Origin of the sequence: Brevundimonas sp. C43, from assembly GCF_030732185.1 — a bacterium.
Classification (GTDB): Bacteria; Pseudomonadota; Alphaproteobacteria; order Caulobacterales; family Caulobacteraceae; genus Brevundimonas; species Brevundimonas diminuta_C.
This window is the reverse complement of the sequence record NZ_CP132231.1, coordinates 3123892-3135249: the sequence shown is the minus strand read 5'-3', so window position 1 is coordinate 3135249 and position 11358 is coordinate 3123892. Positions and strand designations below refer to the sequence as shown.

General features: G+C 68.1%; 7 protein-coding genes. 5 read left to right on the top strand and 2 right to left on the bottom strand.

All coding sequences use genetic code 11. The annotated features are described in order from the left end of the window. Positions 1 to 24 precede the first annotated feature (24 nt). On the bottom strand, positions 25 to 2436 hold the full coding sequence (locus tag Q9R14_RS15715; RefSeq protein ID WP_306002988.1) for a membrane-bound PQQ-dependent dehydrogenase, glucose/quinate/shikimate family: 2412 nt from the start codon (positions 2434 to 2436) through the stop codon (positions 25 to 27). A 232-nt stretch (positions 2437 to 2668) separates the two neighbouring features. Here Q9R14_RS15715 and Q9R14_RS15710 point away from each other — a divergent pair, with 232 nt between their 5' ends. From Q9R14_RS15710 to Q9R14_RS15690, 5 genes are all read left to right on the top strand, one after another. After that, a complete protein-coding gene (locus Q9R14_RS15710) occupies positions 2669 to 4096 on the top strand; it encodes an NAD(P)-dependent oxidoreductase (RefSeq protein WP_306002987.1) in 1428 nt (475 codons plus the stop codon). Then, a complete protein-coding gene (gene gltB / locus Q9R14_RS15705) occupies positions 4093 to 8616 on the top strand; it encodes a glutamate synthase large subunit (protein ID WP_306002986.1) in 4524 nt (1507 codons plus the stop codon). Before Q9R14_RS15710 ends, gltB begins: the two co-directional genes overlap by 4 nt. Positions 8617 to 8645: 29 nt before the next feature. Continuing rightward, on the top strand, positions 8646 to 9959 hold the full coding sequence (locus Q9R14_RS15700) for an ammonium transporter (RefSeq protein WP_306002985.1): 1314 nt from the start codon (positions 8646 to 8648) through the stop codon (positions 9957 to 9959). Positions 9960 to 10074: 115 nt separating this feature from the next. Then, positions 10075 to 10497 (top strand): Hsp20 family protein, encoded by a 423-nt coding sequence (locus Q9R14_RS15695; protein WP_137722377.1) that lies wholly within the window; start codon positions 10075 to 10077, stop codon positions 10495 to 10497. A gap of 64 nt (positions 10498 to 10561) precedes the next feature. Continuing rightward, positions 10562 to 10813: a DUF1150 domain-containing protein gene (locus Q9R14_RS15690; RefSeq protein WP_017506777.1), complete on the top strand. Its 252-nt coding sequence runs from the start codon at positions 10562 to 10564 to the stop codon at positions 10811 to 10813. Between the two features lie 43 nt (positions 10814 to 10856). On the opposite strand, the gene ptsN is transcribed toward Q9R14_RS15690, so the two are convergent. Further along, positions 10857 to 11324, bottom strand: coding sequence for a PTS IIA-like nitrogen regulatory protein PtsN (ptsN, locus tag Q9R14_RS15685; RefSeq protein ID WP_039244754.1), 468 nt, complete (start codon positions 11322 to 11324; stop codon positions 10857 to 10859). Positions 11325 to 11358 lie beyond the last annotated feature (34 nt).

The following is an 11358-nucleotide window of genomic DNA, read 5'->3' as shown; positions in this document are numbered from 1 at the left end:
AAAGAGCAAGATTAGTGCGTCACCTCAGCCGCGCTGCGGCAGCGCATAAGCAATCACGTAATCGCCCTCCGGCGTTTCCATGAAGTGATGGCCCGCCGCCACGATCACCAGATACTGGCGGCCGTTCTGTTCGTAGATCATCGGGTTCGCCTGGCCGCCGGCGGGCAGGACATCGGACCAGACGGTCTTGCCCGTGTCGATATCGATGGCGCGGATCAGGTCGTCGGTCGCTGCGGCGATGAAGATCAGGCCACCGGCCGTGACCACCGACCCGCCGTTGTTCGGCGTACCGATCTCCAGCGGCAGCATCGAGGGGATGCCGAACGGCCCGTTCTTGCGCGCCGTGCCGAACGGACGATCCCACAGGGTCTTGCCGCTCTGGACATCGATGGCCCGGATGCCGCCGTACGGAGGCTCCTTGCACAGCAGGCCGGTGAAGGGCATCCGCCAACCGGCGTTGACGTCGATCGCATAGGGCACGCCCATCTGCGGATCGCCCGCGCCCTCGGCCTTGGCGCCCTCGCCGGTCGTTTCTTCCTGATAGCGAGGGTCGTCGCGGGGGAACCAGCCCAGCTTGTTCGCCTCGGCGCGCGGCACCAGACGGTTGTAGTTGGGCATGTCGTTATAGTTGGCGATGATCACGCCGCGACGCGGGTCCAGCGCCACGCTGCCCCAGTCCGAACCCCCGTTGTAGCCCGGATATTCGATGAAGCGACGGTCGGCGGTCGGGGGCGTAAACTGGCCCTGATACGACGCCTTCTTGAACTGGATGCGGCAGATCATCTGATCGATCGGCGACATGCCCCACATGTCGACTTCGCGCAGCTCAGGCTTGGCCAGGGTGTTGAACAGCGAATAGGGCTGGGTCGCCGCGCGCTGCGCCGGTTCGACGCCGCCGCGCGGCGCCGGACGATCCTGAACGCCGTGCAGGGGCTGGCCCGTGCGGCGATCCAGCACGAAGATTTCGCCGCGCTTGGACGGCAGGATCACCGCAGGCGTCACGCCCCCTGCGGTCGGCATGTCGACCAGCGTCACCTGCGAACCCAGGTCATAGTCCCAGACGTCGCGGCGAACGGTCTGATAGCTCCAGCGCGGCTTGCCGGTCGTGACGTCCAGCGCGACCAGGGCGCTGGAATACTGGTTCTCCTGGGGCCGCCGCAGCGAGGAATAGTAGTCGGCGGCCGAGTTGCCCATCGGCAGATAGACCAGGCCCAGGGCTTCGTCGCCCGTCGCCGTCGTCCACATGTTCGGTGTGCCCGGCGTATAGGTCTGACCGGCCGGCGGGGCGGTGGTGATGTCGGGACGCATCATGTCCCAGGCGAAGCGAAGCTGACCCGTGACGACGTCATAGCCCTGGATCACGCCCGATGCGTTCCAGCGTTTCTGGCCGTCCAGAACCTGATGGCCCGTGACGATGACGCCGCGGACGACGACGGGCGGCGAGGTGATCGAAACCATGCCGGGATAGGGATTGCCCATCCCTTCCTTGATGCTGACGGCACCGTTGGTTCCGAAGGCGGGGCAAGGCACGCCGGTGCGCGCATCGACCGCGATGATCCGGCCGTCCAGCGTACCTTCGATGATGCGCGTCGCGCAGGGCTGGGCCTGATCGACGTTGGACGCGGCGTAATAGGTCACGCCCCGGCAGGCGGCGGTGTAGGGGATCTGATCGTCCGCCACCTTGGGATCATAGACCCATTTCTGCCGGCCGGTGTTGGCGTCCAGGGCGAACATCTTGTTGCGACCCGAGCAGAGATAGACGGTGTCGGCGATCTTCAGCGGCGTGGTCTCGGCGCCGAACCGTTCGCCAGGCAGATCGCCGGTGCGGAAGGTCCAGGCGCGCTGCAACTGGCCGACGTTGGTCTTGTTGATCTGGTTCAGCGGCGAATAGCGCTGGGCCGCGTCCGATCCGCCATAGGCGGGCCAGTCCAGGCCGGCCTTGATCAGGGCGGGATCGCCGAACGGTCCCCGCGCGCCGGGCACTGGGCTATCGACGCCGGGCGCGTTGATCTGTCCGACCACCAGGCCGAACACTACCGTCAGGACCGCCAGACCAAGCGCGCCGAAGCTTGCCGTCTTGCCGCCGCCGCGCGACCGCAACACCGGCAGGGTCGCCAGCACCAGGAACATCAGCACCAGCGGCCCGACCAGGCGCGGGATCATGGCCCAGCCGTTCAGGCCCTTTTCCCACAGCGCCCAGATCACAGTGGCGACGAATACCGCGCCATAGAGCCAAGCCCCGCGCACGTCGCGATAGACAAGCAAAAAGCCCGACACGATCAGCGCCAGGCCCGCGATCAGATAATACCAGGATCCGCCCAGCATCGCGAGCTGAACGCCGCCGACCGTCAGAACCAAACCGATCACGGCCAGCAGGACCCCAAGAAGCAACGTCAGCCACCCCCCAAGGCCGGTCGGGGTTGTCCATCGGGGCATGGGCGCACTCTCTGTGGTCTGCTGAAATCAGTCCTTCGAACGCCTCGAGGCCGCGCCGGTTCCTATTGTCGCACCCCTGGAACAAAATCCTGTTGCGGCGCAAACGACTACCATCAGCAAGTTTTGACGACGAAACGCGTCCGATTGGATGATTTATTCTTTTTGTTTCGCTGAGAACGCCGCGCGGCAATAATATTTGCCTCTAACGCGTCGTTTGCGGCATATGCGAGATATGCATAAGACCCTGAAGCAAGGCGGGACATTCGTCGTCGAACCTCGCCGCCTGTCCAAGGCCTCAGCCGAACTGCGCGCGCGCGGTTTCGGCGAGATCACGATTCCGCCCTCGACCGAGACGGCCGAGAAACAGGCGTCGCGCTGCACCGACTGCGGCGTGCCTTTCTGCCAGAACGCCTGCCCGCTTCAGAACAACATTCCCGACTGGCTGCGCCTGTCGGCCGAGAACGAGCCGCGCGAGGCCTGGCGCGTCGCGTCCCTGACCTCGACCATGCCCGAAATCTGCGGCCGCATCTGCCCGCAGGACCGGCTGTGCGAAGGATCGTGCACATTGAACCAGTCCGGCTGGGACGCCGTGACCATCGGCTCGGTCGAGGCCTGGCTGGGCGACCAGGCCTTCTCCAACGGCTGGGTCGAGCCGATCCGCCCGGCGGCCGAACGCGGCGAAACCGTCGGCATCGTCGGCGCCGGCCCGGCCGGTCTGGCCGCCGCCGACCGACTGCGCTGCGAGGGCTATCAGGTCACGGTCTATGACCGCCACGACCGCGCCGGCGGGCTGCTGATCTACGGCATCCCCGGCTTCAAGCTGGAAAAGCATGTCGTGCAGCGCCGCGTGGACCGATTGATCGACGGCGGCGTCCAGTTCGTGCTGGGCTGCGAGGTCGGCAAGGACGTGACCCTGACGGAGCTGCGCGACCGCCACGACGTCGTCCTGCTGGCCATGGGCGTCTATCAGCCGCGCATCCTGTCCGCGCCCGGTCGCGGGCCGGATTCGACCGTCGCCGCCCTGTCCTATCTGACCCATCAGAACCGGCGCGACCTGGGCGACGCCGAACAGGACGGATGGCACGAGGCGCGCGGCAAGCGGGTCGTCGTCATCGGCGGCGGCGACACCGCGATGGACTGCGTCCGCACCGCCGTCCGGCAAGGCGCAGCCAGCGTCACCTGCCTGTATCGTCGTGATCGCGAGAACATGCCGGGCTCGGCCCGCGAAGTCGTCAACGCCGAGGAAGAAGGCGTCGTCTTCGAATGGCTGGCCGCACCAAAGGCCCTGCTGTCGCAAGGCGACCAGGTCACGGGCGTACGCGCTGCGCGTATGCAGTTGACGGAAGGCCTGCCCGGCCAGCGTCGCGACATCGTGCCGGTTCCCGGCGCCGACTTCGACGTGCCGGCCGACATCGTCATCGAGGCCTTGGGCTTCTCGCCCGAGCCGTTCGCGGCGCATGAGCCGAACTTACGCCTGCGTGACGACGGCACGATCAAGGTTGGCTCGGTAAGTTTCGCCACCAGCCTGCACGGCGTCTTCGCCGCCGGCGACGCTGTGCGCGGCGCCTCCCTGGTCGTCTGGGCCGTCCGCGAAGGCCAGGACGCCGCCGCCGAGATCGACCGCTACTTCAAGACCCGCACCGAGGAGGTCGCGGCATGACCTGGTTAGACAAGTACAACGACACCCGCGACCGGCTGGAAGCCGGCAACGCCTATGACCGCAGTTCGGAACGCGACGCCTGCGGCGTAGGCCTGGTCTGCTCCATCGACGGCACCCCCCGCCGCGACGTGGTCGAATATGCGATCCGCAGCCTGAAGGCCGTGGCCCACCGGGGCGCGGTCGATCCCGACGGCCTGTCGGGCGACGGCGCCGGCATCATGGCCGAACTCCCCCAAGGCTTCTTCGCCGAACAGGTGGCCTCCATCGGCCAGTCCCTGCGTCCCGGGCCCATCTGCGTCGGCCAGGTCTTCCTGCCGCGCACCGACCTGGGCGCCCAGGACCGCGCCCGCGCCATCGTCGAGACCGAGGCCCTGCGCGCCGGCTTCTGGATCTATGGCTGGCGCCAGACACCGATCGACCTGTCGGTCGTGGGGACCAAGGCCGGCGCGACCCGGCCCGAGATCGAACAGATCATGCTGGCCCCGCCCCTGGACGACGCCGGCCGGCCGCTGGACGGCGAGGCGCTGGAGCGCGAATTGTATCTGTGCCGCCGCCGCATCGAAAAGACGGTCAAGACCGAGAACTTGGCCGGCGTCTATATCTGCACCCTGTCCGCGCGCTCCATCGCCTACAAGGGCATGGTGCGGGCCGAACTGCTGGGCGACCTGTATCCCGATCTGGAGGACCCGCGCTTCGTCTCGGCCTACGCGGTCTTCCACCAGCGTTATTCGACCAACACCTTCCCCGAATGGAAGCTGGCCCAGCCCTTCCGCATGATGGCCCACAACGGCGAGATCAACACGCTGAAGGGCAACCTCAACTGGATGAAGTCGCACGAGATCCGCATGGCGGCCGGCGCCTTTGGCGACCGCGACGGCGAGGTCAAGCCGGTGGTCCAGCCGGGCGGATCGGACTCCGCCGCCCTGGACAACGTCATGGAGGTGCTGGTCCACGCCGGTCGCCCCGCGCCGATGGCCAAGACCCTGCTGATCCCCGAGGCCTGGGCCAAGGACGACGTGGTCATGCCGCCCGAACACCGCGCCTTCTACGCCTATTGCAATGCGGTGATGGAGCCGTGGGACGGCCCGGCCGCCATCTGCGCCGCCGACGGCCGCTGGATCGTGGCGGGCAAGGACCGCAACGGCCTGCGTCCCCTGCGCGCCGTCGAGACCGTCGATGGTCTGCTGATGGCGGGCTCGGAAGCCGGTCTGGTGCCGATCCCCGAGAGCCGGGTGAAGCGCCGCCTGCACATCGGCCCCGGCAAGCTGATCGCCGTCGATATGAAGCACGGCCGTCTGTACGACGAACATGAGGCCGTCGACGCCCTGGCCGCCGCCCACCCCTATAAGGCGTGGCTGGACAATATGGTCGATCTGGAGCCGATCATCGGCCCTGGACCCGAACCGCGCTCGGCCTCGGGCGAGGCCCTGACCCGTCGCCAGATCGCCGCCGGCTACAGCCGCGAGGACCTGGACCTGCTGCTGGACGCCCTGGTGCGCGACGGCAAGGAGGCGGTCGGCTCCATGGGCGACGACGCGCCGCCGGCGGTGCTGTCGGCCCTGCCGCGCCCGCTGTCGCACTATTTCCGCCAGAACTTCAGCCAGGTCACCAATCCGCCCATCGACCCGCTGCGCGAAGCGGGCGCCATGAGCCTGAAGACCCGGTTCAAGAACCTGGGCAACATCCTGGCCGAGGAAGAGGCCCAGACTGACGTCTTCGTGCTGGACAGCCCCGTCCTCACCAACGGCATGTACGAGCGGATGATCGACACGGTCGGCGCCGGTTCGACCGTGATCATCGACTGCAGCTACGCCCTGCCGTCCGACGACGCCCAGAAAACCTACAAGGCGGGCGCGGCCCTGCGCGCCGCGCTGGACCGCATCATGGACGAGGCCGAGGCGGCCGCCCGCGACGGGGCCGCCCTGATCGTGCTGACCGACCAGGCCGGCTCGGCGGATCGCCTGGCCGCGCCGATGATCCTGGCCACGGCCGGGGTTCACGGCCGCCTGACCAAGGCGGGCCTGCGCTCCTACTGCTCCATCGTGGTGCGCACCGCCGAGACCTTGGACCCGCACGGGTTCGCCGTGCTGGTCGGTGTCGGCGCCACCACCGTCAACGCCTGGCTGGCCCAGGACCTGTTCCAGGAGCGTCTGGACCGGGGTCTGTATCCCGGCCTGACGCTGCGCGACGCCTGTCTGAACTACAAGGCCGGCATCGAGGCGGGCCTGCTGAAGACCCTGGCCCGCAAGGGGATCAGCGTCATCTCCGCCTATCGCGGCGGCTGCGAGTTCGAGGTGCTGGGCCTGTCGCGCGCCCTGACGGCCGAGTTCTTCCCCGGCGCCCCGTCGCGCATCTCCGGCATCGGCCTGGCCGGTCTGGAACAGGCGGCGATGAAGCGGCACCGGATCGCCTGGGGCGAGGCTGTCCCCTCCCCGGCCATCGGCGGCTTCTTCAAGATCCGTTCGGGCGGCGAGGCTCACGCCCACGAGGCCCGGACAATCCACCTGCTGCAGGACGCCTGCAACCGGGGCGACTATCGCCGCTTCAAGCAGTTCTCCGAGGTCGTCCGCGCCCAGGCCGATCTGTCCCTGCGCGACCTGCTGGACTTCCGCGAAGGCACGCCCATTCCGCTGGACCAGGTCGAAAGCGTGTCGGACATCCGCCGCCGCTTCCTGACCCAGGCCATGTCGCTGGGCGCCCTGGGGCCCGAGGCGCACGAGACGCTGAACATCGCCATGAACCGCATCGGCGCCCGCTCCGTCTCGGGCGAGGGCGGCGAAGATCCGGAACGCTATCATCCGCGTCCGAACGGCGACGACGCCAACTCGGCGGTCAAGCAAGTCGCCTCTGGCCGGTTCGGCGTCACCGCCGAATATCTGAACCAGTGCCGCGAGATCGAGATCAAGGTCGCGCAGGGCGCCAAGCCCGGCGAGGGCGGCCAGCTGCCCGGCTTCAAGGTCACCGAGTTCATAGCCCGGATGCGTCACGCCGTCCCCGGCACGACCCTGATCTCGCCGCCCCCGCACCACGACATCTATTCGATCGAGGATCTGGCCCAGCTCATCTACGACCTGAAGGCCATCAACCCCGATGCGCGGGTGACGGTGAAACTGGTGTCCGCATCGGGCATCGGCGCCATCGCCTCGGGCGTGGCCAAGGCCAACGCCGACGCCATCCTGATCGCCGGCCACAACGGCGGCACCGGCGCCTCGCCCCAGACCTCGATCAAGCACGCCGGCCTGCCGTGGGAGATCGGCCTGGCCGAGGCCCATCAGGTGCTGACGCTGAACAATCTGCGCGGCTCGGTCACGCTGAGGACCGACGGCGGGGTCCGCACCGGTCGCGACGTGGTCATCGCCGCCATGCTGGGGGCCGAGGAATACGGCGTCGGCACCGCCGCCCTGATCGCCATGGGCTGTCTGATGGTGCGTCAGTGCCATTCGAACACCTGCCCCGTCGGCGTCTGCTCCCAGGATGAGCGGCTGCGCGAGAAGTTCACCGGCACGCCTGACAAGGTGGTGAATCTGTTCACCTTCATCGCCGAGGAGACGCGCGAGATCCTGGCCTCCATCGGCGCACGCACGATGGACGAGATCATCGGACGCACCGACCTGCTGCGTCAGGTTCGTCGCGGCGGCTCGCATCTGGACGACCTGGACCTGAACCCCCTGCTGGTTCAGGTGGACGAGGGCGCGGCCGGCAAATGGGCCGACAAAACGACCCGCAAGCCCATCGCCGACAGTCTGGACGCCGCCGTGCTGAAGGACGCCGTGCGCTTCCTGGATCGCGGCCAGACGCTGGAGCTGTCCTATCCGCTGAACAACACCCAGCGCACGGTCGGCGCGGCCCTGTCCTCGGCCATCGTGCGCCGCTTCGGCGCGCAAGGCCCGGCGGGCCGTCTGAAGCTGCGGCTGGAAGGCATCGCGGGCCAGAGCTTCGGCGCCTTCGCCGCCAAGGGTCTGGAACTGCATCTGACGGGCGAGGCCAACGACTATGTCGGCAAGGGGCTGTCGGGCGCCGAAATCTCGATCCGCACGCCCGAATGGCGCGAGGATCAGCTGATCTGCGGCAACACCACCCTGTATGGGGCGACCTCCGGCCGGCTGTTCGTCGCCGGCGCGGCGGGCGAGCGGTTTGCGGTCAGGAACTCCGGCGCCGAGGCCGTGGTCGAGGGACTGGGCGCGCACGGCTGCGAATATATGACCGGCGGGCGCGTGGTCGTCCTGGGGTCGGTCGGCTGGAACCTGGCGGCGGGCATGAGCGGCGGCGAGTTGTTCGTGCTGGACCAGCCGGGCCATGCCGAGCGCGCCCTGAACGGCGACCTTGCGGGCGTGACCGACATTGACGCACAGGCGGCCGATCGACTGAAGGGCCTGATCGAGGCCCATCTGGCCGCGACGGCCTCGCCCCTGGCGCGGCGTCTGCTGGCGGATTGGGACAACAGCCTGAAACGCTTCGTCCGCATCGTGCCCCTGACCGACATCGCCGCCCGCACGGAACGCCTGAAGACCTCCGCCTGACACCGAACCGCCTGCCGTAGAAAGCCGCCATGACCCGATCCGCCGCCCTCGCCGTCACGCTCGTCGCCGGGGCGGCGGCCTTCGCCTCACCGGCCCTGGCGGCCCCGGCCCTGCTGGCGCATCAGGCGCCGCTGGTTATCGATACGGCGGCGACCGCCTGGATCCTGACCTCGACGGCGCTGGTGCTGCTGATGACCCTGCCGGGCCTGGCCCTGTTTTACGGCGGCATGGTCAGGAAGAAGAACATCATCAGCGTCGTCGCCCAGTCGGCGGCCGCCTTCGCCATCGTCTCGGTCCTGTGGTTCCTGGTCGGCTACAGCCTGTCGTTCGGCAAGGGGCCGGACGCGATCAATGGCTTCATCGGCGGGGTGCAGGCGGCCTTCCTGAACGGCGTGACGGCCCAGACGGCCCACAGCCTGCTGCCCGGCCTGCCCGAACTGCTGTTCGTCGCCTTCCAGATGACCTTCGCCATCATCACCCCGGCCCTGATCGCCGGCGCCTTCGCCGAGCGGATGAAGTTCTCGGCCAGCGTGCTGTTCTTTGGCCTGTGGCACCTGATCGTTTATGCGCCGATCTGCCATCAGGTCTGGGGCGGCGGCTATCTGGGCGGGCTGGGCGTGCTAGATTTCGCAGGCGGGGCCGTGGTCCACGTCAACGCCGGGATCGCCGGCCTGGTCTGCGCCCTGGTGTTGGGGCCGCGTCACGGCTTCGGGCGCGACAACATGGCCCCCGCCAACCTGGTCTATAGCGCCATCGGCACCGGCCTGCTGCTCGTCGGCTGGCTGGGCTTCAACGCGGGGTCGGCGGGCGCGGCGGATGCGCTGGCCGCCACCGCCGCCTTCAACACCATTGTGGCCGCCGGCAGCGCAGCCCTGGGCTGGATGACCCTCGAATGGTTCGATCGCAAGCGCCCGACCCTCTTGGGCCTGCTGTCGGGCGTCGTCGGCGGTCTGGTCGCCATCACCCCCGCCGCCGGTTTCGTCGATCCCAAGGGCGCCTTCTTCATCGGCCTGATCGGCGGTCCGGCCTGCTATGCGGGCGCGGTCTGGCTGAAGCACGCGCTGAAGTACGACGACAGTCTGGACGCGTTTGGCGTGCACGGCGTGGGCGGCATCGTCGGCGCCCTGCTGACCGGCGTCTTCGCCACCACGACCGTCAACGCCCTGTCGGAGGGGGCGACCGTGTGGAAACAGGCCGTCGGCCTGGTCGGCGTCATCGCCTGGAGCGCCGTCGGCACCTTCGTCGTCCTGATGATCTGCAAGTTCACCACGGGCCTGCGCGTCAACAAGGACGAAGAGGTCGAGGGGCTGGACTATACCCAGCACGGCGAGGCCATCCACTGACCCCACAGGCGCTGCCGGTTGATCCCGCCCTCGCCAGCCCCCATCTTCATCTGTGACGGACGGTCTTGCCGATTGCGGGAGACCGACCGCTCGGTCGCTGACGCAAGGACCCCAGATGACGACGACGCGCACCCTCCTGTTCGACAGCCCCTTTCTGCTGGGCTTCGACCACACCCGCGCCCTGATCGACCGCGCCGCCAAGGCCGCGGCGGAAAGCTATCCGCCCTACAATGTCGAACAGATCGGCGATGCGGGCGTCCGCATCAGCCTGGCCGTCGCCGGGTTCGCGCCCGAAGAACTGGCCATCACCCTGGACGGCCGCCAGCTGACCATCGCCGGCAAGCGCGACGATGCGGGCAGGGGCGAACAGGCCTTTCTGCATCGCGGCATCGCGGCGCGCGGCTTCGTGCGAAACTTCGTCCTGGCCGACGGGCTGGAGGTCGAGGGCGCCCGGCTGGAGCATGGCCTGCTGCACGTCGATCTGATCCGGCCCGAGGCCGAGCGTCAGGTGCGACGTATTCCAATCACGGCTGGCTGAAAACCACAGCCATTCGAACCGCCCGGCGATCCGGGCGTTGTCAAATATGAAGGAGGCGGTCCTAATGACGCCGATGACGATGACCAAGGAAGACTTTGCCGGACTGGGCGCCCCCGACCTGGTGTATGTGCGCGAGATCAAGGCCTCGGACCTGCTTGAAGAGGCGGTCGAGATCAAGGACGTGGATCTGAATCCCGGCCAGATGCTCTATGCCGTCCACAGCGCCGATGGCGAGCGTCTGGCGGTCATGATCGATCGCGACACCGCCTTCGCCGCCGCCGTGGCGCACGAGCTGGAGCCGGTTTCCGTTCACTGATCTGATGGATGGCGGCGCGCAGGCGCCGCCTTTCATTTCGACATTAGGCCGCTGTCGCGGCTGTGGCGTCCTTGACGAAAAGGGCGCGGATCGCATCGGTCGTGCGCGCCTGTCTCAGTTGCTCCCGCAGTTCGGGCGACCGTAGCGCGCGCGAAACCGCCGCCAATGCGCGCAGATGTTCGGCGCCCGCCTTGGGCGGCGCAAACAGGCCGACGATCAGATCGACCGGCCGGTCGTCCACCGCATCATAGGCCACAGGCGTATCCAGCCGCACGAACACCGCCGTCACCTTCTCGACCTCCGTGAGACGCGCGTGCGGCACGGCGACCCCGGACCCCAGCCCGGTCGATCCCAGCGTCTCGCGTTCCATCAAGGCGTCGAAGATGCGGGCTTCATCCAGACCCAGCGCATGCGACGCCGCCTCGGCCAGCGCGTGAAGCGCCTGTCGCTTGGACGACGCGCCGCTGCGCAGCACGACGCCCTTCGGCGCGAGCAGATCACCGATGTCCATTACACAACCTCGATACACGCAGCAGACAACGGCG